Source organism: Adlercreutzia agrestimuris (genome assembly GCF_943193125.1).
Lineage (GTDB): Bacteria > Actinomycetota > Coriobacteriia > Coriobacteriales > Eggerthellaceae > Xiamenia > Xiamenia agrestimuris.
Genome location: NZ_CALPCX010000001.1, coordinates 536830 through 563417 on the forward strand (window position 1 = coordinate 536830; position 26588 = coordinate 563417).

Annotated in this window: 21 protein-coding genes and 1 tRNA gene; 19 read left to right on the forward strand and 3 right to left on the reverse strand. The window is 47.9% G+C overall.

What is annotated here, in order from left to right:
* Positions 1–75: 75 nt before the first annotated feature.
* On the forward strand, positions 76–630 hold the full coding sequence (locus NFR28_RS02195; RefSeq protein WP_251178192.1) for a LemA family protein: 555 nt from the start codon (positions 76–78) through the stop codon (positions 628–630).
* Positions 631–1026: 396 nt separating this feature from the next.
* Here the strand turns inward: NFR28_RS02195 and NFR28_RS02200 are convergent.
* Positions 1027–1117: transfer RNA gene (locus NFR28_RS02200), tRNA-Ser, on the reverse strand.
* 166 nt (positions 1118–1283) lie between these two features.
* Between NFR28_RS02200 and NFR28_RS02205 the strand changes: the two genes are divergently transcribed.
* The 8 genes from NFR28_RS02205 to nrdD all read left to right on the forward strand — a co-directional run bounded on the left by NFR28_RS02205 (position 1284) and on the right by nrdD (position 7708).
* Entirely contained in the window at positions 1284–3227 is a 1944-nt protein-coding gene (locus NFR28_RS02205; protein WP_251178193.1) for a DUF2207 domain-containing protein, read from the forward strand.
* Between the two features lie 2 nt (positions 3228–3229).
* Complete coding sequence (locus NFR28_RS02210) at positions 3230–4144, forward strand: DMT family transporter (RefSeq protein ID WP_251178194.1); 915 nt, start codon at positions 3230–3232, stop codon at positions 4142–4144.
* A 150-nt stretch (positions 4145–4294) separates the two neighbouring features.
* The gene (locus NFR28_RS02215) at positions 4295–4813 is read left to right on the forward strand and encodes a shikimate kinase (protein ID WP_251178195.1); all 519 of its coding nucleotides are present in this window, start codon (positions 4295–4297) and stop codon (positions 4811–4813) included.
* 48 nt (positions 4814–4861) lie between these two features.
* Entirely contained in the window at positions 4862–5647 is a 786-nt protein-coding gene (locus NFR28_RS02220) for an exodeoxyribonuclease III (protein ID WP_251178196.1), read from the forward strand.
* Between the two features lie 26 nt (positions 5648–5673).
* A complete protein-coding gene (gene folE, locus NFR28_RS02225) occupies positions 5674–6240 on the forward strand; it encodes a GTP cyclohydrolase I FolE (RefSeq protein WP_251178197.1) in 567 nt (188 codons plus the stop codon).
* An 83-nt stretch (positions 6241–6323) separates the two neighbouring features.
* Complete coding sequence (locus tag NFR28_RS02230; protein WP_251178198.1) at positions 6324–6593, forward strand: ACT domain-containing protein; 270 nt, start codon at positions 6324–6326, stop codon at positions 6591–6593.
* A gap of 51 nt (positions 6594–6644) precedes the next feature.
* A complete protein-coding gene (gene rlmH, locus NFR28_RS02235; protein ID WP_251178199.1) occupies positions 6645–7124 on the forward strand; it encodes a 23S rRNA (pseudouridine(1915)-N(3))-methyltransferase RlmH in 480 nt (159 codons plus the stop codon).
* A 218-nt stretch (positions 7125–7342) separates the two neighbouring features.
* Positions 7343–7708 (forward strand): anaerobic ribonucleoside-triphosphate reductase, encoded by a 366-nt coding sequence (nrdD, locus tag NFR28_RS08955; protein ID WP_251178200.1) that lies wholly within the window; start codon positions 7343–7345, stop codon positions 7706–7708.
* A gap of 147 nt (positions 7709–7855) precedes the next feature.
* Here nrdD and mscL read toward each other — a convergent pair whose 3' ends face one another.
* Positions 7856–8329: a large conductance mechanosensitive channel protein MscL gene (mscL, locus tag NFR28_RS02245; protein ID WP_251178201.1), complete on the reverse strand. Its 474-nt coding sequence runs from the start codon at positions 8327–8329 to the stop codon at positions 7856–7858.
* Positions 8330–8497: 168 nt separating this feature from the next.
* Between mscL and NFR28_RS02250 the strand changes: the two genes are divergently transcribed.
* The 7 genes from NFR28_RS02250 to NFR28_RS02280 all read left to right on the forward strand — a co-directional run bounded on the left by NFR28_RS02250 (position 8498) and on the right by NFR28_RS02280 (position 20091).
* Positions 8498–9754, forward strand: a complete 1257-nt coding sequence (locus NFR28_RS02250; protein WP_251178202.1) for an isochorismate synthase — start codon at positions 8498–8500, stop codon at positions 9752–9754.
* A 3-nt stretch (positions 9755–9757) separates the two neighbouring features.
* On the forward strand, positions 9758–11557 hold the full coding sequence (menD, locus tag NFR28_RS02255; protein ID WP_251178203.1) for a 2-succinyl-5-enolpyruvyl-6-hydroxy-3-cyclohexene-1-carboxylic-acid synthase: 1800 nt from the start codon (positions 9758–9760) through the stop codon (positions 11555–11557).
* Positions 11558–11620: 63 nt separating this feature from the next.
* Positions 11621–12580, forward strand: coding sequence for an alpha/beta fold hydrolase (locus NFR28_RS02260; RefSeq protein WP_251178204.1), 960 nt, complete (start codon positions 11621–11623; stop codon positions 12578–12580).
* A gap of 228 nt (positions 12581–12808) precedes the next feature.
* The gene (menB, locus tag NFR28_RS02265) at positions 12809–13648 is read left to right on the forward strand and encodes a 1,4-dihydroxy-2-naphthoyl-CoA synthase (protein WP_251178205.1); all 840 of its coding nucleotides are present in this window, start codon (positions 12809–12811) and stop codon (positions 13646–13648) included.
* 90 nt (positions 13649–13738) lie between these two features.
* Positions 13739–16717, forward strand: coding sequence for an AMP-binding protein (locus NFR28_RS02270; RefSeq protein ID WP_251178206.1), 2979 nt, complete (start codon positions 13739–13741; stop codon positions 16715–16717).
* A 158-nt stretch (positions 16718–16875) separates the two neighbouring features.
* The gene (locus NFR28_RS02275) at positions 16876–18399 is read left to right on the forward strand and encodes a basic amino acid/polyamine antiporter (protein WP_251178207.1); all 1524 of its coding nucleotides are present in this window, start codon (positions 16876–16878) and stop codon (positions 18397–18399) included.
* Between the two features lie 357 nt (positions 18400–18756).
* The gene (locus NFR28_RS02280) at positions 18757–20091 is read left to right on the forward strand and encodes a hemolysin family protein (protein WP_251178208.1); all 1335 of its coding nucleotides are present in this window, start codon (positions 18757–18759) and stop codon (positions 20089–20091) included.
* On the opposite strand, the gene NFR28_RS02285 is transcribed toward NFR28_RS02280, so the two are convergent.
* Entirely contained in the window at positions 20088–20912 is an 825-nt protein-coding gene (locus NFR28_RS02285) for an amidohydrolase family protein (RefSeq protein WP_251178209.1), read from the reverse strand. The two genes, NFR28_RS02280 and NFR28_RS02285, sit on opposite strands and share 4 nt — an antisense overlap.
* A 119-nt stretch (positions 20913–21031) precedes the next feature.
* On the opposite strand from NFR28_RS02285, the gene NFR28_RS02290 reads away from it, so the two are divergent.
* The 3 genes from NFR28_RS02290 (at position 21032) to NFR28_RS02300 (ending at position 26549) form a co-directional block, all read left to right on the forward strand.
* Positions 21032–23674, forward strand: a complete 2643-nt coding sequence (locus NFR28_RS02290) for a YhgE/Pip domain-containing protein (RefSeq protein WP_251178210.1) — start codon at positions 21032–21034, stop codon at positions 23672–23674.
* Entirely contained in the window at positions 23671–25827 is a 2157-nt protein-coding gene (locus tag NFR28_RS02295; RefSeq protein WP_251178211.1) for a YhgE/Pip domain-containing protein, read from the forward strand. The genes NFR28_RS02290 and NFR28_RS02295 overlap by 4 nt, the downstream gene beginning before the upstream one ends.
* A gap of 182 nt (positions 25828–26009) precedes the next feature.
* Positions 26010–26549: a rubrerythrin family protein gene (locus NFR28_RS02300; protein ID WP_251178212.1), complete on the forward strand. Its 540-nt coding sequence runs from the start codon at positions 26010–26012 to the stop codon at positions 26547–26549.
* Positions 26550–26588: the final 39 nt, after the last annotated feature.

A 26588-nucleotide genomic window follows, 5' to 3' on the forward strand; every position in this document is an offset into this window, starting at 1 on the left:
GCATGATACAATGACCGAGTTCGTATGATATGAAGCTTATGCAGATACTTTTGCAGAGCGAAAGGGGTCATTGCTATGACAACGGTATTACTTGTTCTCCTTGCTATTGTGGTTGTGTTGGTTGTGGTGCTTATTGCGCTGTACAACAACCTCGTAAAGCTGCGCAACATGGTGGACAATGCATGGGCACAAATTGACGTACAGCTTCAGCGACGCCTTGATCTTATTCCGAACCTCGTTGAGACCGTGAAAGGTTATGCAACTCATGAACGCGCTACGCTTGATGAGGTAACGCAAGCGCGTTCTGCGGTAATGCAGGCGCAAACACCAGAAGCGAAAATGGCTGCTGATAACGTATTAACAGGCGCGCTAAGGACGCTTTTTGCCGTAAGCGAAGCCTATCCTGATCTCAAAGCAAATGTGAACTTTCAGCAATTGCAATCTCAGCTTGAAAATACCGAGGACAAAATTAGTTACATGCGTCAAAGCCATAACGATACTGTTATGCGCTACAACACTGCTCTTCAGACATTTCCTGCAGTACTCGTAGCGGGTATGTTTGGTTTCACGAAAAGAGAAAGTTTTTCAGCACAAGCAGAAGCTAATACTGTTCCGAACGTGCAATTTTAGGACAGCTTACTCGTGATGCTCGTACGTCTTTCAAGGATAATTCCATTTCTGTTGGTGCTTGCAGTGGTTGCAGGTGTCATCTATGTTGTGATGACGTATCGCCATTCACCCTCACGTGCAAAAGAAATACTCATCAAACTATTTATATGGATCACTTCTCTCACATCAGGGTTCTTTGCACTAGTGAGTTTATATGCGTGGTTTGAGCATAATGAAGCAGTTTTTGATTTAGCGTTCAGCTTTTTGCTTACCATGCTAATTGGGCTCGGCATCACCTTGTGGTGTCGTGCAATTTTCTTGAAGCGCCACCCGGAATATCGCAAAAAGCCGCAACGAACAAAGCGACTCAAATCTCGCGGGGGTAAAAAATAAAGAAAGCTATGAGGGAAAAAGAAGTGGCGGAGAGCTGGGGATTCGAACCCCAGATACCCTTGTGGGGTATACTCGCTTAGCAGGCGAGCACCTTCGGCCTCTCGGTCAGCTCTCCGCGAACAATGAAGTGCAATTTGCTATGATACCGTGACGTTAGGTAATGTGCAAGAACAGAGGACCGATAAAACATGATGAGAGGAATACTTCCACACAATTATTGTGCGGCTCCTAAATCTCAATCTTTTGCTGATACGTTATATCAAGGTGTTATGCGGCTGCGAATGACGATATTTTTTGTCGTGTTGGTCTGTATTGCGTTTATGAGCGTTGTTGCTGCACCAAACACCGCCTTCGCTAAATCCTATTCAATGCCACGGGTCAATATTGAAGCGCAGGTTGGAAATGATGCGTCGCTTCATGTCGTAGAACAACGGTCGTTTGATTTTGACGGAAGTTTTAGTGCGGTCTGGTGGGATTTTGGGGGTCTTCCAGAAAACGGGAAGATGTCCATAGCCTCTGTCTCTATTGGCTCAGCAAATACCGAGGGCGAACTTATTGGCGAACTCACTGAACTGGACAACGTTCCTTTCTCAACGGAGTGGCGAAGCGAGGGTGGTCCATCAAAAGATGCGTACTCCTATGATCTTGCGCGCAACACACTCTACGTATTCTTTTCTGCGCATGATGAAAACAAGGTAATTCAGATTGACTATACGATCACCAATGCGGCGCAAGCTTATGCTGACGTTGCGGATCTCTATTGGAAATATGTGGGATCTGGCTGGGCGGAATCTTCTAAAAATGTCACGATGAATCTGTGGCTTCCTGTCCCAGAAGGGCAGAGCGTTGTTGCGGGCGACAACGTGAAAGCATGGGGACATGGTCCGATTGATGGAACGGTTAGCATCCACGAAGACGGTAGTATTACTTATCAAGTGAGCAAAGTTGAATCAGGTCAGTTTGCTGAGGCGCATGTACTTTTTCCAGTGGAGTGGTTAACAAATCTTTCGCCTGAGGCAGCAAGTGCCCATGAGGGGCAATGTCGTGAACAAGAGGTGCTCACTCAAGAAAGTATCTGGGCTGATCAGGCAAATAAAGATCGAATTTTTTCGCTGTTGTTTATTATTGGTATAGCTCTGATCTGCGTGCTGCTCTTAGTTTGGGCATTGCGGGCATATTATAAATACGGCAAAGAACACACCCCCGATTTTACTGAAGAATACTGGCGAGATGTGCCCGATCCGCGGATTCATCCAGCGGTTATTGGCCGTCTGTGGCGATGGGATCGTCAAAGCCAAGATGATTTTATTGCAACTATCATGCACCTGGCGCATGTAGGAGCAGTGCGTATTGATTCAGGGAGTTACCCTAAATATCCTGGTAGCTCAATTATGGTTGAGGACTGCTACATTACGCGTTTGCCTGCTGCAAGTAGTATCAAAAACCCCATTGATCAGATGGCACTTGAAACGCTTTTTGGTCAGTTTGCTGGTGGAGCAGATGCTTTGTGGTTTGACACGATTAAGGAGTATGGCAAAAAGCATCCGCAGCAGTTTTTGGATGCTATGGCGGCATGGCAAGGGATGCTTTCGGCGGAAACTAACAGGTACGACTTTTTTGAAGAGAGAAGCAATCGCTACCAAGGTTATCTTGTTGCAGCATCACTGATAGTAGTAGTCGCTGCGGTGCTCACCTTTGTGTTAACAGAAAATTTTGTGCCGCTGATTTTTCTTGTTCCTACGGCAATAGCGCTTTTCGTTATTGCAAATTATATGCCTCGTCGCAGTGTGTTTGGTAATAACACGGTAGCTAAATGCAAAGCGTTGCGTAATTGGCTTCGCGATTTTTCTTTACTTGATGAGCGGCCGCCAACAGATGTAAAGGTATGGGGCGAATATATGGTCTATGCCTACCTCTTTGGCGTAGCCGATCGGGCAATTAGTCAGTTAAGACAAACTCAGCCACAGCTTTTTGAATACTCAGGCGAATATGGTCCCACCTATATGCCGTGGTGGTTCTGGTATATCGGCGGATATAGTGCTGGTGGTAGACCAATGTCTGCACTGAGTACATCATTTGCCCATTCGATCACCAATACCGTACATGTCGCAAACTCAGCGATTTCTGCCGCAAGTGGCAACTTCTCAAGCGGCGGCGGCTTCGGCGGCGGCTTTTCAGGAGGCGGCGGTGGCGGTTTCGGTGGCGGTGGCGGAGGTGCCCGCTAGAAATGGGACAGCTCAAGTATAAACTCCTGATCGTTGCAGCTACGATCATCTGGGGCTTAAGTTTTGTTTTTATGAAAGACGCGGTAGATGTGTTGCCTCCAGCATGGCTGATAGGTATCCGGTTTATGGCAACAGGGCTTATTTTAGCGGTGGTGTTTCGCAAGCGTTTTGCTGCTGCTTTAACAAAAACCTATCTCATGCGCGGCACCATCATTGGCGTGCTGGTCTTTTTAGCGTTTTGGACACAAACGATTGGTCTTGCCTATACCACTCCTGGCAAAAATGCGTTTCTTACAGGAACGTATTGTGTGCTTGTACCGTTTGCGTGGTGGCTTTTTGCGCGACGTAAACCAACGCGGTATAACATCATCGCAGCCATTCTTTGCATTGTTGGTATCGGGTTTGTGTCGTTGCAAGAAAGTGCGGGAGATTTAACCCTTGGTTTTGGGGACGCAATGACGTTGGTGTGCAGTGTGTTTTTCGCTCTGCACATTGTTTACGTATCAAAGTTTACGGATGATTGTGATGCGCTTGCGTTGACGGTATATCAGTTCTTGGTAGGAGGGGCATGCGGCATACTGTTGGGTGCTTGCACTGAAACGCTGCCTTCGGTTTCAGCCCTTACACCTGACTTTTTGTGGAATATGGTCTATTTGGTTGTTTTCGCATCATGTATGGCGCTTGTGTTTCAGAACGTAGGATTGGCACATGTTGATCCGGCTCCGGCATCGCTTTTACTTTCGCTTGAATCTGTGTTTGGTGTCGTCTTTTCTGTTTTGCTCTATGGTGAAGTGCTTACATTCAAGCTCATCTGTGGTTTTGCCCTTATTTTTGGCGCAATTCTAATCAGTGAATTATTGCCGATCAAAATGGGAAATGTTTCAGCTACGATGCCCATTGAAAGTGATGGTGCATAAACGACGAAGCGCTGTGTTAATGATGTGGACAAAGTGGATCGTGTGATGTTGTCACCGACCGACACCTAAGCGAAACATATTGTTGCAACACGGCTGGTATAATGGCGAAACACGCTTGCAGGTATACACCCAGAAGAAGGGAAAGCGGTTATGGCAGATAACAACATCGTTTTAATAGGCATGCCTGGTGCTGGAAAGTCTACGCTTGGTATTGTGTTGGCAAAGATTATGAATTTGAACTTTATTGATGCTGACCTGGTTATTCAGAATCAGACCGATAAAACGTTGCAAAAGATCATTGATGCGCTTGGACCTGAGGGCTTTATTGAAGTAGAAAATCAGATTTTAAGCGACATTAAAGCTGAGAATTCCATTATTTCAACGGGTGGTTCTGCAGTGTATTCAGATGATGCTATGAAACATCTGGGTGAGATTGGAACGATTGTTTATCTCAAGATCTCTTACGATCAGCTCGTTGAGCGCTTGTCAGATTTGCAAGAACGTGGCGTTGTTCTCAAAGGCGGCATTGGTATGAGCTTGCGCGAACTTTATGACGAGCGCAAGCCGCTCTACGAACAGTATGCAGACATTACCGTTGACGTAAATGATTTGTCCATTACGGCAGCTGCGCGTAAAGTTGCTGATGCAATTGAGAAGGCAAATAATTAGCGCAGGCATGCGCATCGTTTTGGAGCTCATAAGAAAGCTGGTAGGTCTGTGCGATTTGTTTCGTGGAACGTTAACGGTTTGCGTGCCGTGCAAAAGAAAGGTTTCGAGGAGATTGTTGAGCAATTCGGAGCTGATATCTTCGCCATTCAAGAAACCAAATGTCGCCCGGAACAAGTAGAGCTAGCATTGCCACAGTATCACGCCTATTGGTCGTCAGCTGAGAAAAAAGGATATTCAGGGACTGCGGTGCTTACGCGCGAAGAGCCTTTGCGCGTATTACACGGATTGGGTGATGAATACCTTGATACCGAAGGCCGTATTGTTGCGCTTGAATTTGAAGATTTTTGGTTTGTAAATGTTTATACGCCCAACTCGCAAAGCGAACTTGCGCGTATTGCACATCGCTTGCAATGGGATGATGCGTTTCGAGACTTTTGCAAAGGACTTGAGGAGGGCATATTGCCTTCTGGTGAAACGTCCAAACCTAAACCGGTTGTCATGTGTGGAGACTTTAATGTTGCTCACCAAGAGATTGACTTGAAAAACCCTGAGCCAAATAGAGGAAATCCGGGATTTTCTGACGAAGAGCGTGATTCTTTTTCAGAGTTAATTGCCGCAGGGTTTATTGACACCTTTCGATTTGTGAAGCCCGACGTTACGGGGGCATATAGTTGGTGGAGTTATCGGTTTAATGCACGTGCAAATAATGCGGGATGGCGTATTGACTATTTTTTGGTAAGCAATGAGCTGTCAGATAGAATTTGTGCAGCAAGCATTTACCCAGAAGTGTTTGGCAGTGACCACTGCCCTGTTGGACTTGAATTAGATTTATAGGATAAGTAGAGAGCGAAAGATAGTTCATGGATAGAGCGAAGATTGAAGAGGGCGTTCGTCTTATTTTAGAAGGAGTGGGCGAAGATCCGTCGCGAGAAGGACTGCGCAAGACTCCGGAGCGCGTGGCGAAGATGTATGAAGAAGTGTTTGCGGGTATGAACGAAGACCCTGCCATTCATTTTGAAACAACTTTTGATGAACACCATGAGGAAATGGTATTAGTTCGCGACATCCCGTTTTACTCAATGTGCGAACACCACTTGGCACCCTTTTTTGGGCATGCGCACATTGCTTATATTCCTGCTCCCGATGGTCGTATTTGTGGGTTGTCTAAGTTGGCGCGCCTGCTGGATGTATTTGCCCGCCGCCCCCAGGTGCAAGAGCGTTTGACATCACAAGTTGCTGATACGCTCATGAAAGAGCTCAGGCCGCAAGGCGCAATAGTTGTTTTAGAGGCAGAACACTTGTGTATGAGCATGCGCGGTGTAAAAAAGCCTGGTACACAAACAACAACGAGTGCTATTCGCGGTATTTTTGACGAAGATACTGCTGCACGCGCTGAGGCGCTGTCGCTTATTTTTGCTCGTCGATAATCTGGGTGAGCGAAAGCTTGCCTTTGGCAAGATGGTTATGTAGGGATACCATTGCTGCTGGTTCTATCTGAAAGGAATATCCTATGAAGTGCGTTATCTCAGTTCTTGGTAAGGATCGTACACGAATTGTTGCCACGGTGGCTACCGTTCTTGCAGACTGTGGAGCTAATATTGATGATATTAGTCAGACGATTCTTGATGACATTTTCTCTATGACGATGCTTGTGACATTGGAGCCCCAGACAGCAGACTTCAATACCGTACAAGAGAAGCTTGATGAGGCGGCATCAGCACTTGGTGTACAGATCATTATTCAACGTGAAGATGTGTTCCAGTCTATGTACACCATTTAAGCGGTTGGGTATCTGGTGATATCGTAACTTCTGCGTAGGTGAGCGTGTGAAATGCGTTTTACCATCATAGCGGTTGGCAAGCTCAAAGAACGGTTTTGGCAGGATGCCTGCGCTGAGTACCTCAAGCGCATTAAACCGTATGCCAAAACTGAGGTAATAGAGATCGCGGATGTGGATCCTGCTCGCGCAGGATCTGTAGCTGCTGCGCGGGCAAAAGAGGGCGAAGCTATTCTTCATGCGCTTGGCGCCCTTTCTCCAAAAACGCATGTTATTGTGCTTGCTATTGAGGGTAAGCAACACACCAGCGAAGCGTTTGCTGCTCATCTTGATGATCTTGGACTTTATGGCCAAAGCGATATAGCGTTTATTATCGGCGGTTCGGATGGGGTAGATCAGGCGGTTTATGCGCGAGCGTCGGAGCTGTTGTCGTTTGGCAAAATAACCCTTCCTCATAACTTAGCGCGCGTAGTACTTTTAGAACAGTTGTATCGCGCGCAAAAAATTTCTCGTGGCGAACCGTATCATAAGTAAAGAGTTTATAACTCTCTTGAATCAATAAGCAAACCACAAGAGATTGTGGTTTGCTTTTTAAAGAGCCACCATTTATCGTGAATTTTGTGCATAAATGCTGTTTGCTTTCAAGTTTTAACCCATATTTGTAATAATAAATGTTAGTATTTTAGCATCATATAAACGACTCGTATTGATGTTAATGCGTATCAATACCCCTCGCTTTAAAGGAGCCCATTATGGAGACTTTGCTCGACACCAACCAAAAGGCCGCTGAAGAACGCGTCGTAGAAGATGTTACCGTTGTAATTGCATATACTAATGATTCTGATGCGCCAGTAAGTGACGAAGAAATTCGCGCATATATTGATCGTGGCAATCAGCAGCATATGGGTTGTACGGTTACAGGCCTTGGTCTTACCGTTGATGGCGATGATATTGATATTCGCTACGAACTTTCTCCTGTTCCGTTTGAGCGTATTCGTCGTATCACCGGATATCTTGTGGGAACGATGGATCGTTGGAATGATGCAAAGACCTCTGAAGAGCACGACCGCGTTAAGCATGGCGTAAACACGGGCTGTTCTTGTACTGAGGGACGTTAATCTTAAATAAGATATGCGCTTCGGTATGTTATCTTGTATTTGTGATTTCCAACTAATCGGTGACTAACTTACATAGCAACTGTTAGTCTGAGAGGGCGCCGGTCTTTTGACCGGCGCCTTCGCCTTTGCTTTAGAAAGTTTGTACCACTAAGCTTTGTCAATAATTGTTTCAGTTGGAGCAGCTGGTTCATCAAAGGAAGCTGCGCAGTGCGGACAACGTGTGGCACCTTCTTTTACTTCTTCTAAACAGAAGGGACACGTAGGAGGTGTAACAGAAATTTCCACTTCGCCTTGACCGTTCTTTTTACGGCGCACAATTACACTAGATTTGCTCTGAACTTTGTTAATGCCTTTAACAAGCAAAAAGACCACGAAGGCTACAAGCAAGAAGTTAATAATTGCACTGATGAGAGCGCCGAAGTCAATTTGGGTTCCTGGAACAACAAGCCCTGAGATGGTGCCATCGCCACCCGTGATAAGTGAAATCAGTGGGTTGATAATGTTGTCAGTAAGCGCAGTGACAATTGCAGTGAATGCTCCACCAATGATAACGGCAACCGCTAAATCCATGACGTTGCCGCGATCAATGAACTCTTTAAATTCGACGAGGAAATTTTTCATAGTATCCGCCTTCCGGAGATAATGTCATGTGCATTGGTTGTCAGAACGAGGTGTCCTCGCGCATGTTATTACCTATTCAGTTAGTATAAAACCAGCATGCTAAAATGCTCTTTACGGCAAATTGACGGCATGTTGCACTAATGAAAACAGATAGAGAAAAGCTTTCGTATGAGCAAAATATATTCGTTTACCACTCCGCTTGAAACTGATATCGTGGACGCTTTTTGTGCGCTACAAAAAGGATTCACTGATCAATTTGTCTACTATCGCAAAGACACTTCTCCTCGCTTGATGGGACTGGGTCGCTGTGTTGCACTTTCAAGCATTGAAGAAAACGATTACACGCTTTGCGGCTTAGCGGAAGTGTCTCCCGTCTTTTTTTCGTTTAATAGATTTGATGCTTCAAACCCTGCTCCTCCTGATGAGCTGTTTGAGTCTTTTCCTCGTCTGCACTTTATGCTTCCCGAGATTGTTTTAATTGAGAATGAAAGCGGAAGCTTTTTGCAGGTGAACTCATTAGGGCCGGTATATCCCGGACGCGTGCAGCGCTTTTGTAAGCAAGCGCTGGCTGCTGCGCCGCGAACGCGTCGTACAATTCGCTATACCCGTGAACCAGATTCGCGCGAAGCGTGGCAAGATGCTATGGAACAAGCGCTCGGTGCCATTGAGACAGGACGCGTGAAAAAAGTGGTTTTGTCGCGCCGTCAAAAAGTAGTTGCTGAGTCACCGTTTTCCTCTAAGGATCTGCTCGTCAATTTAATTGATGGTCCAGCACGTGGAACGGTGCTTATGTATCGTTACGCAGATGTCTTTTTCTGCGCATGTACGCCTGAGCTGCTTGTTCGCAAATCAGGCCAGCAGATAGAGAGCATGTGTCTTGCGGGCAGTGCTCCGGTGGGCAACAGTGTTGATGAGCGCTTGGCATTAGGCGAAGAGCTTTTAGCGGATGAGAAAAACCGTGAAGAACACGAGTACGTTGTATCTTTTATTCGCGAGGTATTGTTGCGCAACTGCTACGACGTTTCTGTTCCAGAAACACCTACGCTTTTGGAATTGCCGACGATCCAGCATCTTTATACTCCCTGCACAGCTGAACTTTTAGAAGGCACAACGTTATGGGAAATTGCGACGCAACTTCATCCTACTCCTGCCGTGGCGGGCACGCCGGTTGGAGAAGCGCGTATGGTGCTTCGTCAGATTGAACCGTACAATCGCGGTTTTTATGCAGGTGCCTGTGGGTATGTGGATGGCAACGGAGATGGTGAATTTTCAGTTGCGCTTCGTAGCGGCGTGTTTGATGGCGAAATTGGTTGGCTGTATGCGGGCTGTGGAGTGGTTGCGCAAAGTGATGCACAGGCAGAATATGACGAAGTAGCACTGAAGCTGCAGACTATTTTAAGCGCATTTGATGGGGAGAGGAGCTAACCGGTGAAAGCCAATCCGCAAGCAACGGCGCGATTTTTAACAGCATTCATTGATGAATTGGTTCGGTGGGGTATTCGTGATGTGGTGATTAGCCCTGGCTCACGTTCTACACCATTGGCGGTAACTGCATATGAGTGGTCAATTCGCCATCCTGAAGCACTCTCGATTCATGTGGATGTCGACGAGCGGAGTGCTGGCTTTATGGCACTTGGCATGGCGAAGGCAAGTGGTAGACCAACGGTGCTTGTTTGTACTTCAGGTACGGCGGTGGCAAATTATTATCCTGCAGTAATGGAAGCAAATGTGTCACGCGTGCCGCTTATTGTGCTCACGGGAGACCGACCGGGTCGTCTGCAAAACTTAGGAGCACCGCAAACATGCGATCAGCTTGGTGTGTTTGGGTCGCATGTTGCAACGTTTCGCCAGATGCCGCTTCCTGCAGATGATGCTGACACGTTGTTGTTTGCGGCGCAAGCAGCACGTGAGTTGGTGAGTGCGTCGTTGCCGTTTGGTGAGCCGGCATCGGTAGGAGCTGTGCAGTATCCCTTGGCGGGTGCTTGTTTGGGCGCACCGGTGCATGCAAATTTTCCTTTTGAAGAACCCCTTTTGCCCGATAGGCGCTTGCTTGATGAGATCATTGACAAGCAGTCGCTCAAGCCAGTTGCGCCTTACATGGTGGGCGAAATGACGCTGTCATCAGCGCAGGCCGAGGAAATAGCAGCGCTTCTTGCGCAAAAGCGAGTTTTGGTGCTGGCAGGCGAAGGAACCGCGCGATATGTCCATGAGGCAGAGCAGGTGCTTGCATGGACCCGGCAGGTGGGAGCGCTTGTCTTTGCTGATCCTCTTTCTGGATTGCGTGCTTTTGATGAGCCGCAGGTAGCCGTTAGCTATGATGCAGTGTTGCAAGCGAGAGGTGGTATACCTGATGGGTTGTTATACCCTCAGGTCATTGTGCGCTTCGGACGCTATCCTATTTCTAAGCGCGCCACCCAATTTGTGGCGCGTGCGTGTGCTGCCGGTGCGGTAGAAGTGGTCGTTGATCCGCTTGAGACGCGCGACTTCCTCTCGTCAACCGGTTTGTTTGTTCGCACCACGCCCGTGAACTTTGCAGCTGCTCTCTTAGCAACGAGTACTTCTCAGTCTGCGGGCGACTGGCTTGCAGCATGGACGGCGGCGCTTGAGCGTGCATCGCGAGAGAGTGTTGAAATGGCGGACGCAGGAGAAGGTGCTTTTATTCGCAAGCTGCTTAATTCAATTCCTCATAAATCATGCTTATTTGCTGGCAATTCAATGAGTGTGCGCTTACTTGATCTGTTTTATGTCGCTCGTCAAAACAAGCAACTATGTGTGTTGGGCAACCGCGGTCTCAATGGCATTGATGGCACCCTTTCTTCAGCAATTGGTGCAGCGAAGAGCTTGGGTACGACAACGGTATTGTTGGGCGATCTTGCATTGTTGCATGATATAAATGCGTTCGCTCTCCAGCGCGAAGTGTTGAAGTGGGATAACCATGCGTCCATTGTGGTGGTGCTGCTCAATAATAGCGGTGGAGCAATTTTTGATATGCTGCCGCAATCCTCCGAGGATGCATATTTTGAACGATTATTTTTAACGCCGCAGACACTTGATTTCCAGCAGGCAGCTGCTGGATTTGGGGTGTCCACATGCGAAGTGTCCACGCCAGAGGAATTTGACCGTGCATATCAACAAGCGCTACATACGCCAGGAATTTCGCTTATTGAGATTAAAACTGCTTTGCGTGGTGTACAATCGCGCATGTACCGGCAACCGCACTTGGAGTGATTGCCCAAATTCGGAATGGTTGCCAACGAGCAACTGAAGCAACGCGTGTAGGAGTGGTTTCACGTGAAGCAAATAACCGGATGCTTTGATTATCGTGACATACGCTATCGGTATCGCAAATGGATGACAAACGATGCTCAGGAGTGTCAGGCTGACAGTAGGGTCTCATCGCCCATCGTGCTTGTGCATGGATTTTCGCAATCAAGTGAAACCTGGCAAGAGGTAGCACCGCTTTTCACGAAAGCCCGTTTGGTGTATGCGCTTGATTTGGTGGGACACGGAGGATCTCAAGTTCCGGGACAAGCAGCTCCTTATCTATTGGCGCGTCAGGCCGATGCTCTTTTGTCCTTTGTGCAGTTTGCGCGCTTGGATAGCGCTCAAGAGGGCGAAGCTACAACCGATCAGATGACAGAGTCTGTTGGCGACCCAACAGCATGTGCCAAAGCGGTGGTTGTGGGGTATTCGCTGGGTGGCCGCATTCTTGTTGAAGCGGCAACTTCAAATCCTGAGAGATTTGTTCGTGAAATTGACACGGTTGTTTTAGAAAGTGCCGGTCTTGGTATGCCTAGTGAGCAAGAGCGTATTGCGGCGGCGCAAAAAGATCATGCATGCGCACAACGTCTTCGTGAGGGTGGGCTTGTGCGCTTTATGAACTGGTGGGAGCGACAGCCTGTTTTTGCCACCCAAAATGATCTTGATGAGGAAACGCGTTCACAGCTTCGTGCAGATCGGCTTGCCAACGATGAAGAAGCACTTGCGCGTACTTTTGAATATGCGGGACAGCATTGCATGCCCTCAATTGATAAAACCTTCGATGCTGCTCAGTACTTGATACAGGCAGGTGTTGGTGTGGGATACATAACGGGGCAGCGTGATAAAAAATATAGCATGTTGGCAAAACTAGTTCGTACCAACCAAGCGCTTGAATCTTTTTATACTGAGATTATTCCGGGCGTGGGTCACAATGTACACCTTGAAGACCCCTATGCGTTTGTTGGCATGGTTGAAGCAATGCTTGCGTGAAGGTAGGCTGTGCGCTTTTATTGCGCTCGCAATAAAATGAGCGTATTTTCCAAAAAATTCGCAATGAACCACAAAATATGCTTATCGGCGCGGTACCATACACTAGATCAAGCAAATCACACTACAAATGCAACGTTCTTGAATCACTACGCGTATGCGGGGGCGGTTAGCTGCGCGAAGAGATATTTGCGTACCTGAGTGCGACCACATAAGTTTGAAAGGACAGCTATGACCGATATTGCCTGGCAACCAGGACAAGCCTATAGCGAAATCACCTATGAAACCGCTGAGGGAATTGCAAAAATTACCATCAATCGTCCAGAGCGTCGCAATGCTTTTACGCCGCGCACGGTAAGCGAGCTTTTTGATGCATTTACCTGCGCGCGAGATGACGCAGAGATTGGTGTCATTATTTTGACAGGTAAAAACCACGGTGGTCGCCATGAAGATGAGGCATTCTGCTCAGGCGGTGATCAAAAAAATCGTGGTAATGGAGGCTATGTTGGAGATGACAACATCCCGCGCCTTAATGTATTAGATCTGCAAAGACTTATTCGCGTGGTGCCCAAGCCTGTTATTGCAATGGTGAATGGCTATGCCATTGGCGGCGGTCATGTTTTGAGCATCTTATGCGATCTGACCATTGCTGCTGATACAGCGAAGTTTGGACAAACAGGTCCTAAAGTGGGCAGCTTTGACGCAGGCTATGGCGCTGGTTATTTGGCGGCAATTGTCGGACAGAAAAAGGCGCGCGAGATTTGGTACTTATGTCGCCAATACAGTGCTCAAGAAGCACTGGACATGGGACTGGTCAACAAGGTTGTGCCTTTTGGTGAGCTGGAAGCAGAATGTGTGGCATGGGCACGTGAAATGTTGCAACTCTCACCAACAGCCCTGCGCTTTATGAAGGCGTCGTTTAACGCCGCAACGGATGGCTTGGCTGGTTTGCAACAGTTGGCTGGAGATGCAACGCTTTTGTATTACACAACCGACGAGGCAAAAGAAGGGCGCGATGCCTTTAAAGAAAAGCGCACGCCTCACTTCGAGCAGTTTCCGAAATTCCCGTAGGAAAGAAACGCTTGGCGCAAAGCTTGCAATGCACAATGGGTTTGATGGAAGTAGCGGATTAGAAACAAGCAGGAAAGGCAAATACGAAGCATGATCGAGGTATTTGAAAGCACGGTGAGGCGGACTCCGCTTAAAACGTGTTTCGTTTACGTTGATGCTTCTGGCACTTCTGAGTGCTTTTCCTATCAAGAGACGCGTCTTTATGCAGCAGCTTTTGCGCAGGTGCTTAAACAGCAAGGTGTTTCGCGCGGAGATTGCGTTGCGCTTGATTTGCCAAATTGTCCTGCGTTTATCTTTTTGATGTTGGCGGCAGCGTATGGCGGCTTTACGCTTTTAGCGCTCAACCATCGTCTCACCTCTGCGGAAAAAACAGCACGCGTGCTTTCTGTTGAACAAAAACATCAAGCGCGTATTGCTCTTCATATTGATAGCGCAGGTGCCCGCAATCTTTTTGAGCAGGCCTCTGCGTTGCTTATGGGTGAAGCGCCGCGATGTTCGCGAGAGGGCACAAGTCAGTCGCTCCCTCTGACAAAAGTAGCGCGCTTGCGCAGTATGAGTGCATCGCGATCGGGAACAAGTGCTTCGTCGGGTTTGCATTCGCGCTCGGCAAAGCCCAATGATCTTGAGCGGCAGGCATTTGGCAGTGCTTCACCGCGCACTGATCGGGCGCTTGGGAGAGCAGCTGCAGGACGCGCTTCTATGAGGCGCCGCGATGAGATGATGCGCCAAGACGCAGTTGATAGCATCATCCATTTTGCCGAACATGCATCGCGTTTGTTCGACCGCAGCAAGCATGCGCTTATCATGTTCACTTCAGGCACAACAGGCTACTCAAAAGCAGTGCCTCTTACTTGGGATAACATCTGCTCATCTGCTGAAATATCCAACGAAATGCTTAACTCGTACGGACAGGGTATGTGGCAAGCCGCCTTGCCGCTTTACCATATTGGCGGCTTTCAAGTGATCGTGCGCAGTTTCCTGAATGCAAACCCGTTTATGCTCTATGAGCATTTTGATGCCGCACGTGTGTTGGAAGATGCGCGCATGGAGGGCGCCACGCATATTTCGGTGGTGGATCGCATGCTTCAGGAGATGATCAAAGCGGATCGCGCAAGCGGCGATAGCCTCCGTGACTATACCTGCATTCTCATTGGTGGCGGCCCGCTGAATGCACAAACTATGGAGCGCGCACGAGTACGTGGTGCGCGAATATATGCCAGCTATGGAATGACTGAAACTTCCAGCCAAATTGCAAATGCACCTGCGCTTCCGGCGTTTGGTGGAGGACTTCGCCTTCTGCCGGGATATGATGCGCACATTGTAGATCCGGGAGCTGATGGTTTCGGTCGTCTTGCCGTTAAAGGTCCTGGTGTGTTCTCGGGGTATCTTAATGCACGCGCAGCTTTTACGGTTGACGGTTATTTTCTCACAGGGGATACCGCAGCTTTACACAATGACCTTCTTTTTGTTAAAGAGCGCACCAAGGACATGTTTGTGTCAGGTGGCGAAAATATCTATCCCGCTGAGATTTGCCAAAAGCTTATGAGTGTTGAAGGTGTAAGCGATGCGCATGTGTTTGGTGTGCCTGATGAAAAGTGGGGGCGTCGCCCCGTGGCTTTTGTGGAGCGCGATACACATGCCGGTCCTGGATCGCTTAAGCATCGTATTCGCACAACGCTCAACTCACAACTTTCGCGCATGTATATGCCTAAACACATTTATTCACTTGACGAATTTCCTCGTACAGGAATTGGTAAGACTGATCGCGTAGCGCTTGAAGCAATGTATGAGGACCGTATTGAGATTCGCAAGGTGACCCTCTACCGGATTCGCCAAAAATTCAAGAAACCCTTCAAGACGGCGAAGGAGACACTTGAGTATCGCGAATCTATCTTGGTAGAAGTGACCGATCATGCTGGTCGAACGGGATTGGGCGAATGCGTGGCGTTTGATACGGATTGGTATTTGCCCGAAACGCTTGATGAAGACATGCGCGTGTTAACCCAGACACTTGCGCCACTGGTGTTACATGAAGGAATGTTGCATCCAAGTGAGGCGAGCCGTCTGTTTGATGCTTATCCTGAAGCGCAAAACCATCCGATGGCATGCGGTGCATTGGAGCCAGCGCTGTGGGATCTGTATGGCAAGATTGTTAAAAAACCTTTATGGCAGCTCGTGAATGCTTATATGGAAGCGGCGCAGTCAGAGCCGTTTGCGGTGGATGCTAACGGAGGTTTTACAGCACCTGATGTGACAGCACCACTTTCGCTTGCTCAGATTGCGTGTGCATTGGGTAAACCCATGCCCTCAACTGCACGTGTTTTGGCGGGTGCTGTTGTGGGGTTGGGAAGTGTTGAAGAGACGCTTGCTTCAGTTGCAGCATGCGTGCAGGCAGGTTATAAACGCGTCAAGCTTAAAGTTGCGCCGGGTATGGCGCGTTCGCGTGTAGCTGCTGTTCGCGCAGCATATCCGCATTTAATGATCACCGTGGATGCCAATCAAAGCTTTACTGAGCGAACCGTGGACGAACTGCGAGCGCTTGACGCCTACAACGTTGCTTGGGTTGAAGAGCCGCTTGATCCGAAGCGGACGGCAGGCACCGGACCGATTGATTTATTCGCCCGTCTTTCACGCTTGCAACGCACGATGAAAACACCCATTTGTTTGGATGAATCTATCGCTCATCCACGGGATTTGTTGACCGCGCTTACGTATCCCAATCTTGCATGCTATGTCATTAAGATAGGCAAGTTTGGTGGTGTGCAGCCTACACTTGAATTCATACGCATGGCAAAAGCGCGTGGTATTACTGTTTGGATGGGTGGCATGTATGATACGGGGATATCGAAGCGTTTCCATGCCGCTTTTGAAACACTGGCGGCAGCAAGCTTGCCAGGTGATATTGGGGCGCCCACGCGGTATTTTGCGCACGATATTACGTTGCCTGCTTATGAGGTCTCATCAGGCCTTGTTGCCTTAAATGCAGAAGACGAAAGCTACGGGGTAGGCTGTGAGATCAATCGCCGTGTACTGCGCGATGTTTGGGTTGATTGCACAGTCATTGAATAGCTGAGTTGACCCCATACTCTTTGGTCACAACGCATGTTTTTGCCGACCACCAGCGCCGAATGTAGATGATTCGTATACAAAATAGCGCATATGCACGTGGTTAATACAACAAACTGGAGTATCATGTTCCAAGTGTTATTCGACGGAACGAGGAGAACATGGCTAACTCCACACGCAGCGAACTATATGCTGCAGAAGATGCGAAAATCGCGCAGGGCGAAGACATCTATGAGGCAGAAGCTGAGACTTCGCATGGTAACCTGGGCATTTTTCGTCTGGTAACAACCGTTATCACGCTTATTGTTGGTGGCGGTGTCTGGTCACTTGCTGGCGACCAAGCAGCGGGCGGCGCATCCGGTGCAGCAATCCTGACTTCGTGGGGCATTTCTGCTATCGGCGTATTCTGCTTAGTAATGCTGTTTTTCGCATTGTCGCGAATCAAACCCCAGCTAAAAGGCGGCATTTACAGCTACGCTAGTGCGGGCTTTGGCGACTTTTTAGGTTTTAACAGCGCATGGGGTTATTGGATTTCTGCGCTGCTGTGTACTGTAAGTTTCTCGGCGTTGCTTTTTGGGGCTTTGTCGTACTTCTTCCCGGTGTTTGGAAATGGCAATAATCTTCCATCCATAATCGGAGCATCGCTTCTGATTTGGTTCTACGTGTTTTTGGTATCACGCGGTGTTCGCGAGGTAACAGGCATTAATGCGGTCATTACTATCAGCAAGATTGTGCCTATTTTCGTTGCCATTATGGCAATCATCTTCCTGAATAATTTCGATCCGGCAATTTTTATGGCAAACATGGCCGAAGGCGCAGAGCCTGGCATGCCCTTTATGGATCAGGTCAACAACACCATGATGGTAACCATTTGGGTATTCATCGGTATTGAAGGCGCGGTAGCAATTTCTGGTCGCGCGAAGCATCAAAGTGATGTTGGCAAGGCAACCATTATTGCTTTCATCTGCGTCTTGGCAATCTATCTTATGGTTTCAACCCTTTCAATGGGCGTTATGCCTCTGGCTGATTTGGCTGAGCTTCCTAATCCCGCATTGGCAGGCGTTATGGAGTATGCCGTTGGCGAATGGGGCGCAATTCTCATCAACGCTGGCGTTGTGCTTTCGCTGGTTGGTGCTATGTTGGGATACACGGTTCTTTCTGCCGAGTCTCCTTTTGAAGCAGCTCAAGAAGGCGTGTTCACCAAGTCTTTTGCCAAGGTAAACAAGAAGGGTGCTCCCATTGTCACGCTGATTGTTACCAATATCATCATCGAGATTTTCTTGATTATCATGCTGTTCTCAGATAGCACGTATCAGTTCTTCTATCGCTTGTCGGCAGGCATGATCTTGCTGCCCTATTTGTTATCCGCAGCATATTTCGCCAAAATTACCGTTACTGAGCCCGAAGCATTTGCTGGAAAAATTGGTGGCAACCTGATTCTGTGGCGAATCTTTGGTGTTCTCGGTGTGATCTATGGCGCCTTTTTGGCGTGGGCTTCAGGATTTGAAGCGCTCATGATCATGTCTCTTTTGTATGCGCCTGGCATCTTGGTATATATCAAAGGCAAAAAAGAGCGCAACGAACCTTACTTGCGTACGGTTGTCGACAAAGTGGTGGTGGCTATCATTCTCATTGCTGCAATTACCTCTGTCATCATGTTTGCAACAGGCGCTTTTGTCGCATAAACGCATCGCTCAAAGTGGCGTGGTGCTTGCAAGCTCGTTTCACTCTCTGTGACAGTTAGTCTTGCCGTGTTATTTGTAGCCCAGTGCAGGTCAGTTTGATTTGCGCTGGGCTTTTGTTGTGTGTCGTGTACGTATTGCAGGCTGTGGCAAAGTGGACGCATGCGTACAGGGCTGCATCGGGCGTATTGGCAAATGTCGGAGGTTGGGGCGATGGCCCCAAGTACAGAGACAAGAAGCAACATATCAGCGTGCTAACGAATTGGCATTGTTTTATGTACAGTCCCGCTAAAGCTTTGGAGTTATGCGAAAATATATGACGTTTATACTGCACTATTCGACCTAAGGAGACCAGTTCTCATGTCTATCGCGATAAGCTTATTGCTCGTCGTATTCTTCCTGCTCATGAACGCATTCTTTGTTGTGGCTGAATTTGCCCTTGTGCGCGTGCGCAAATCTCAAGTTGAGATAGCCCTTGAAGAGGGAAAGCCTGGCGCCAAGTATGCGAAACTGGTAGCAGATAACGTTAACGCGTATCTTTCGGCTTGTCAGCTGGGTATTACGCTTGCCTCTCTTGCCCTTGGTTGGTTGGGCGAGCCTGCGGTATCAGCGCTTATAGAACCGCTTTTGGCTCCGATTGGTTTGCCGGAAGGTGTGATTTCAGGTATCTCGGTAGCTATTGGTTTTGTTCTTATCACAGCTTTGCATATTGTGGTAGGCGAGTTGATTCCAAAGTCGCTTGCAATCTTCTCTACAGAAAAGTACGCGCTGTTTTCTGCTGGTCCTTTGGTTTGGTTCTATAGAATCACCTACCCTGTCATGGTATGTTTCAACGCTATCACCAATGGTGTTATGAAGCTGTTGGGTCATGACGTAGCAAACGAGCACGAAGTTTACACTGACGAGGAAATTAAGCTTCTTATTGACGAGTCAACCGAAAGCGGTCTCATTGATCCTGAGCAGAATGAATTTGTGGACAACATCTTTGATCTTGGAGACAAAGATGCTGAAACAATTATGACGCCGCGCATGGATGTGATCTGCATAGACTTAGACGATCCGCTTGATGAAAGCCTTGCCATGGCACGTCAGTACAACTATACGCGCTATCCGGTGTGTCGCGAGACAAAAGACCGCATTGTGGGCTTTGTACATGTTAAGGATCTCTACTCGCTTCCAGCAGATGCTACCGTTGATGACTTGGAAATTCGCGAAATTGTGGCAGTTCCTGAAGGACTATCAATTGCAAAACTGCTGCAAACATTGCAAGAACAGCGCACCAAGATTGCTGTTGTCATTGATGAGCACGGTGGAACAGCGGGCATTGTAACCATGAGTGACATCATGGAGCAGATAGTTGGACGCATTGATGATGAGTATAATCACGGGGAAGATCGCGTGGTTATGATGGCTGACGGTTCATACTTGCTAGATGGTTCAATCTCAATTGACGATGTGGTTGATCTCATGGGCTTTGAACCACCTGAGACCGAAGAGTGCGAAACAGCAGGTGGTTTGTTGCTGACTTTGTTTGATCGTATTCCGCGTGAAGGTGATGAAGTGGCTGTTGATAACGGCAAAATCAAGGCAACCTTCAGCGTTGTAGATATGGATAGACACCGCATCGATAAGATTCGTATGGTAGTTGAGCAAGAAGACCCACAAGGCGAAGAAGACGAGGCTAAAGAAGCTTAGCGTCCAATTGGTGATCCAATAAAGCGCTCAGCATTATGCCAGCATAAATCATCCAGTTCACGCTCGGTAAAGCCTGCCGAGCTGAACTGTTCATACTCTGCAACTGGGTCCCACATGGGGTAATCGCTGCCAAACATAATGCAATCGCAACCCCACATATGAGTGAGTTCGCGTGCACGACGCGGACCAAGAAAGCCAAGCGAACTTGATTCGTCAAGAAAGACATTTCCGCGCTGTGCCGCTTTGGTATGTAAAACGTCATAGCCAATTTCATACTGCGACCAACATCCAAAATGTGCAGCATCAACCACGAGGTCAGGAAAAGCCTCAAGCACACGAAGCAGGCGATGCGGGTTGGAATAGTCATAGCGGTAGTCGCCCGAATGAATCACAATGGGAAGCTTGCCTTCAATAATTTCATAAAGCTGCATCAGACGAGGATCATCCATGTTGACCATTTGCGTATCGGGATGAATCTTGACACCACGAAGGCCAAGCTCAATGGCTCGATTTACCTCAGCTTCCATGTTGTTAAATTCATGATGCATGGTCATAAAGCCGATAAACTCAGGATGTATGCGTGCCTGTTCAGCAATGAAGTTGTTGATGGTTGGTACAGCCTTTGCGGAGGTTGCAACTGAATGCACGATAAAGTGAGTGATATCAGAGCACGAAGTGCATTCAAGGAGTGCTTCGGCGGTACCAGGAGCTGCCATGGTGACGCCATAAAAGTTCCCGATTGCGTTTACTGCTTTTGCGGCAATTTTCTCGGGATAAATATGTGCGTGAGCGTCAACAACAGGCATGGTCAACCTTTCCATCTTGGTCTTCATAAAGTGTAGGTGAAAAGACGAACGCACGGTATACGGTTTTGTAACCGCGGGTAAACTGCGCCGCGAACGAACAAATGATGACCAAGTTAGACATATAGTATGAATTCGTGAAGCTTAAATCGTACATCCACGTTATCTTGCAAATATTCGCACGTGATCTCCGTCGGCTCGTGCGCAATCCAATTGCGCTTATCGTTGTGTTGGGCGTGTGCTTGATGCCTTCGTTGTATGCCTGGTATACCATTTTGGCGAATTGGGATCCTTATCAAAACACCAGTTCAATTAAGGTTGCTGTCGTAAATAATGACGAAGGCGCTGAGATGAGCACCTCTGAGCACATAAATGTGGGGCAGCAAGTGGTAGAAAAGCTTCACGACAATCACGAATTAGGTTGGGAGTTCGTGGATGAAGATGAAGCGCTTGAGCGGGTTTATTCAGGTGAATACTATGCCGCTATTATCATCCCAGAAGACTTCTCAAAAGATTTCGCCAGTATAACTACCGGCACATTCGTGCATCCGACGTTGGATTATTACGTCAACGAAAAACTCTCGTCAATTGCTCCAAAGGTAACTAATGCCGGGGCTACTGCGCTGCAAGATCAAGTGAACGAAAACTTCGTTGAGACCGTTTCTGAAACCGTGGTAAAAATCACGCAAGATGCCGGTCAGAGTGCCGAAGATCATGCAAATAGCGCAATTGGTAAACTTGATAGTGGCATTAACGAGGCACGCAATGCTATTTCGCAAACCGAAAAGCTCACCGAAGAGCTTTCACCAACGATTGATTCCTGTACGCAAACTATAGACGACGCGCAAACGACTCTTTCAAATATTGACTCCACGCTGCCCGCGCTCAGAGACAAACTTGAAGACGCGCGCAACCAGCTTTCGGCATTGCGCACGTCATCGGAGCACTATGCTGCAACTGCAAGTCAAGATCTCTCGAAAGCTGCAGCCGAAGTAGGCCGCGCCAGCGCAGAAGCGCTCATTGCTCTTACGAACAGCTCGGTTGAAGTAAGTCGCTTGGAAGACGCAATGCAAACATCGCTTACGAGTGCGCAAACGCTGCTTGCGCAAAATCAAGCGCTCATTGAAAGTCTCCGCTCACAGCTTGCAGCTCATCCTGAATATGAGGAGATCATTGCACAACTTGAAAAACAAAACGAGGCATACCAAAGGACAATAGATGCATTAAAACCTTGTGTTGACCAGCTTGGATCTGCAGCAAATCAGGCAGAAACAGATGCACAAACACTCAATGACAATATTGATGGCGAAGTTGAAAAGGTGCAATCAAGCGACGAAGCATTCCATTCGACAATCTATCCTCAGTTGCTTGGTGCTACCGACAACGCGGTTGATGTTTTAGCGGACATGCAAGCAACAACTGATTCATTGCACCCGCTTATTTCTCAAACGCAAGGCATTTTAGTCGAGCTTAAAGATACGCTTGCTTCTACTAAAACCAATGTGGAGAACATGACTGCATCTCTTGAAATGCTTGATAAGGAATTGACGCAAACCGAAGCAGACTTATCTTCACTACAAGGTTCAGCAGCCGTCAAAGACCTCTCCGAATATCTTGGCGTTTCTGCTGATGAAATTGGCGAATATATGGCAGCCCCAGTAAAGCTTGAGACAATCAAAATCAATCCCGTGGCAAATTACGGATCAGGTGTAGCACCGTTTTTTAGCAATTTGGCACTCTGGGTGGCCGGGTTCATCTTAATGGCAATTGTTAAGCTACGTGTGGATCCAGAAGGTCTGCCTCCCTTTACAACAGGACAGGCATATTGGGGGCGCTGGTTACTTTTTATGGTGCTTGCTTTGCTGCAAGGACTTGTTGTTTGTGGCGGCGATCTTATCATTGGAATTCAGTGTGAAAACCCCGCGGCGTTTATTTTTGCTGGTTTGGTCACTGTGGTGGTTGATGTAAACATCATGTTTGCACTAGCCTTTGCCTTTAAACATATTGGCAAAGCAATTGCTGTGATTTTGCTCATTATGCAAATTCCAGGTTCATCAGGCATGTTTCCAGTTGAAATGATGCCGCCTTTTTTCCAGTTCATCAACCCGCTCTTGCCCTTTACCTATAGCATTGATGCCATGCGCGAGTCCATTGGTGGCTTTTATGGTATGCATTATTGGCAAGATATTGGGGCGCTGTTACTGTTCTTGCCCATTGCCTTGTTTATTGGATTGGTTATTGGTCGCTATGCCTTCAATCTCAATATCTTGTTTGATAGAAAACTGGGCGAAGCAGATCTTTTTGCAAGCGAATCAAACCCGGGTACAGAAGAGCGCTTTCGGATTCGTCATATGCTTTCGGCTCTGCTTAACAACAAGGCGTATCGGACGCGTTTGGTAGAGCGGGCAACGCGTTTCAAAAAGCGCTACCCCACGTTAATAAAAGCTGGTTGGATTGCCATTTTTGCACAACCAATTATCACCTTTGCCATCATGGTGCTCGTCAAAGCCGATATTGAAACAAAGGTCATTCTGCTTTTGGTAATGGTAGGCGCAATCATTGTGGTTGACGGCTATTTGATCATCATCGAATTCATCAATGCAGATTTAGTGCAACAACAACATGTAAGCACCTTGTCAGCACAGCAACTCCGTACGCAAGCGCTGCGTCAAGGTAGCCTGGTGGGAGCGGAAGCTGACACGCCTGCTTCAAGTGCGGACAGCAATTCAAACACTGAGGAAACTGAGGGTGCTCATAGCAGTGGGGGCGATAAGTCATGAGAAACATGTGGCAACTCTTTTTGGGCGACATGAAGCGCCTCATGAAAAATCCCATTGCCGCAATTGTGGTGATTGGCTTGGCGCTTGTACCACCGTTGTATGCGTGGTTTACTACAGCGGGGTTTTGGGATCCGTACTCAAATACGGGTAACTTGAAAGTTGCAGTGGCCAGCCAGGATGAAGGATACGAGAGCGATTTGCTGCCCATGGGCATCAATGCAGGTGACGATATTTTGGATGAACTGCGCAAAAACGACCAGTTTGATTGGGTTTTTGTAGATGAGAATGAGGCGGTTGAAGGGGTTAAGTCGGGCGAATACTATGCAGCTATCGTGATCCCTGAGGACTTTTCAGCCGATCTTATGACGGTGTTCTCAGAGAAGGTCACACATGCCAGCATTGAATACTATTCCAACCAAAAACTCAACGCCATCGCTCCGCGTGTGACCAATACAGGTGCCTCTACTTTAGAGCAGCAAATTGACGAAACCTTCGCCAAGACGGTTTCTACTGTGGCGCTGCATACCACGTCAAATCTCATGACGTTCATGAATGGCGAAGGAATCTTGACCTATGCTCAGACCATGAGCGATCACCTGCGTACTATTTCAGGGGAATTGCGAGCGGCCACAACTGAGGTCACCTCTTTTGCTCAGCTTGTTGATGCAACCGCAAACTTGGTTGATGCAACCGCATCTCTGTTGACCGAGTCAGATGATGCGGCTCGGCAGATGCAGCCAGCATTTAGTGATGCTGAACAGGGCTTAAAGGAGAGCGCTTCAGCATTGGGAAGCGTATCTGATCAACTGACAAACGCGATGGATCAAAGCGCTCAGGCGTTTGATACGCTTGCCTCTGATACCGAAACTGCATTTGAATCGCTTGAAAGTGCACCTCGTGAGGCGTCGGGTGTTATGGAAGCAACGAGCGCTGATGTTGCTGATCTGGCTGGCGCCTATCAAGATGTGCGCGATGCGCTTTCGCAAATTGACCCCACAACACCAGTGCTTGCGCAACTTGATGCTGTCATCGCTCAGCTTGACACATTGAAAAACGACCTTGATGAGGCTTCGTCTCATACAAGCAGCGCTTCTGCTGATATAGCTGATCAAAAAGCACGCGCGCTTGATAAGATTGAAAGTGCGAAGTCGCTTGTGAGCGGCTTAAAAGCAACGTATGAGAGTGAAATTGGAAGTCAGGTCAGCACGCTTGAAACCACCCTTGGTAATATTCGCCAGCAGGGAAGCGTCCTTGCAGGAGATCTTGCTCAGGCTACAACTGATCTTGAAGATGCAACAGGCTCTTTGAGCGACAACCTGCATGCTGCAAAAGACGCTCTTGATGAAACCGCGCGCGTATTAGGCGACGCAAACGCGCAGCTTGGCGAAGCAAACGATGCGCTTATACAAGCACTTGACACCAAAGATCTCAACCAAGTTCGCACTATCATTGGAACGAATCCTGCCGCGATAGCACAGTTTCTTTCAGCACCAACCAAGCTTGAAACTCATGTGGTGTATGCAATGGATAACAACGGCAGTGCGATGTCACCTTTTTATACCACGCTTTCTCTGTGGATTGGTGCGGTGTTTATGGTGGCGCTGATGCAGGTCAACGTATCAAAAAAACGCATTGCCACATTGGATAATCCAACGCCTTGTCAGCTCTATATCGGGCGGTATGGTGTGTTTTGTCTGATTGCGCTTATGCAAGCCACTATCGTGTGTGTCGGCAACGTCTTTTTCCTTGGAGTTGAGTGTACGCACTTTTGGTTATACCTGGTCACCGGCTGGATTATTGCCGTAGTTTTCAGCAGTATGGTCTACACGCTTACCGTGGTCTTTGGAAACGTTGGAAAGGCGATAGCAATCGTTGGCCTTGTGATGCAGCTTGCAGGTTCGGGAGGTCTGATGCCCATTCAGATGGCGCCCGAGTTTTTCCAGGCAGTTTATCCGTGGCTTCCTTTTACTCATGCTATGGAAGCATTGGAGAGTTGTATGGCGGGAATCTATGGCAACCAGCTTTGGTTAAGCTGGGGTTGCCTTGGCTTGTTCTTGCTGGGAACCTTGTTTGTGGGACTTGTTCTTCGCAAGCCAACTATCAAGATGAACGAATACTTCAACAAGAAGCTTGATGAGACGAAACTGGTGTAATTTTTCAATGTTACACCTTGGAAACTGCTTCATACCAACGCGATAACCATCGAACTAATGCCGAGTAATTCACTGATCATTTGTGGCACCATCAGTTCCATTAGCGAAGCCTTCGCCTGCGCTTTTGTAAAGCGCTCCATGTATGGATGAGCATCAAGGCGAAGTTGGAAGGAGCGTGCAAAATGGAACTGAAAGATTCCCAAACGTGGAAGAATTTTGAGACTGCCCTTGAGTTGGAAGCCAAGGCGTATTGCGAATATACCTTCTTTGGACAGCAAGCAGCAAAAGACGGATACACCCAGATTTCAGAGATCTTTAATGAAACAGCAAGCAACGAACTGCACCATTGCAAGCTTATGTTTAAGAAGCTGCATGGGGGTGAAGTGCCGCACACGCTCGAAAACTTGGAAGCTGCACGCAAATCTGAGGAGCATGAAGGCGTTGACGAATATACCGAGATGTCAAAAACCGCTTATGACGAGGGATTTGACGAAATTGGCGAATGGTTTGCCATGCTTGCAAAAATTGAGATGTCGCACGAACAGCGCTTCCAAACGCTTATTGATCGTATTGAAAATGATGAAGTTTTTAAGCGCGATGAAGCGAAAGTTTGGGTATGCACCGTTTGTGGTCATATTTACATTGGCACCGAGCCGCCTAAAGAGTGCCCTGTGTGTAAACATCCGCAGGGTCACTTTGAATTGAAGGCGGAAAACTACTAGACAATTCATCGCGCACGTTGTGTTCAAAGCGTGCATAAC

Bases quoted from the DNA above. Each gene is read 5' to 3' on its own strand.
- NFR28_RS02195 (WP_251178192.1), top strand. From the start codon at position 76: ATGACAACGGTATTACTTGTTCTCCTTGCTATTGTGGTTGTGTTGGTT.
- NFR28_RS02205 (WP_251178193.1), top strand. From the start codon at position 1,284: ATGACGATATTTTTTGTCGTGTTGGTCTGTATTGCGTTTATGAGCGTT.
- NFR28_RS02210 (WP_251178194.1), top strand. From the start codon at position 3,230: ATGGGACAGCTCAAGTATAAACTCCTGATCGTTGCAGCTACGATCATC.
- NFR28_RS02215 (WP_251178195.1), top strand. From the start codon at position 4,295: ATGGCAGATAACAACATCGTTTTAATAGGCATGCCTGGTGCTGGAAAG.
- folE (WP_251178197.1), top strand. From the start codon at position 5,674: ATGGATAGAGCGAAGATTGAAGAGGGCGTTCGTCTTATTTTAGAAGGA.
- NFR28_RS02230 (WP_251178198.1), top strand. From the start codon at position 6,324: ATGAAGTGCGTTATCTCAGTTCTTGGTAAGGATCGTACACGAATTGTT.
- rlmH (WP_251178199.1), top strand. From the start codon at position 6,645: ATGCGTTTTACCATCATAGCGGTTGGCAAGCTCAAAGAACGGTTTTGG.
- nrdD (WP_251178200.1), top strand. From the start codon at position 7,343: ATGGAGACTTTGCTCGACACCAACCAAAAGGCCGCTGAAGAACGCGTC.
- mscL (WP_251178201.1), bottom strand. From the start codon at position 8,329: ATGAAAAATTTCCTCGTCGAATTTAAAGAGTTCATTGATCGCGGCAAC.
- NFR28_RS02250 (WP_251178202.1), top strand. From the start codon at position 8,498: ATGAGCAAAATATATTCGTTTACCACTCCGCTTGAAACTGATATCGTG.
- menB (WP_251178205.1), top strand. From the start codon at position 12,809: ATGACCGATATTGCCTGGCAACCAGGACAAGCCTATAGCGAAATCACC.
- NFR28_RS02270 (WP_251178206.1), top strand. From the start codon at position 13,739: ATGATCGAGGTATTTGAAAGCACGGTGAGGCGGACTCCGCTTAAAACG.
- NFR28_RS02275 (WP_251178207.1), top strand. From the start codon at position 16,876: ATGGCTAACTCCACACGCAGCGAACTATATGCTGCAGAAGATGCGAAA.
- NFR28_RS02280 (WP_251178208.1), top strand. From the start codon at position 18,757: ATGTCTATCGCGATAAGCTTATTGCTCGTCGTATTCTTCCTGCTCATG.
- NFR28_RS02285 (WP_251178209.1), bottom strand. From the start codon at position 20,912: ATGGAAAGGTTGACCATGCCTGTTGTTGACGCTCACGCACATATTTAT.
- NFR28_RS02295 (WP_251178211.1), top strand. From the start codon at position 23,671: ATGAGAAACATGTGGCAACTCTTTTTGGGCGACATGAAGCGCCTCATG.
- NFR28_RS02300 (WP_251178212.1), top strand. From the start codon at position 26,010: ATGGAACTGAAAGATTCCCAAACGTGGAAGAATTTTGAGACTGCCCTT.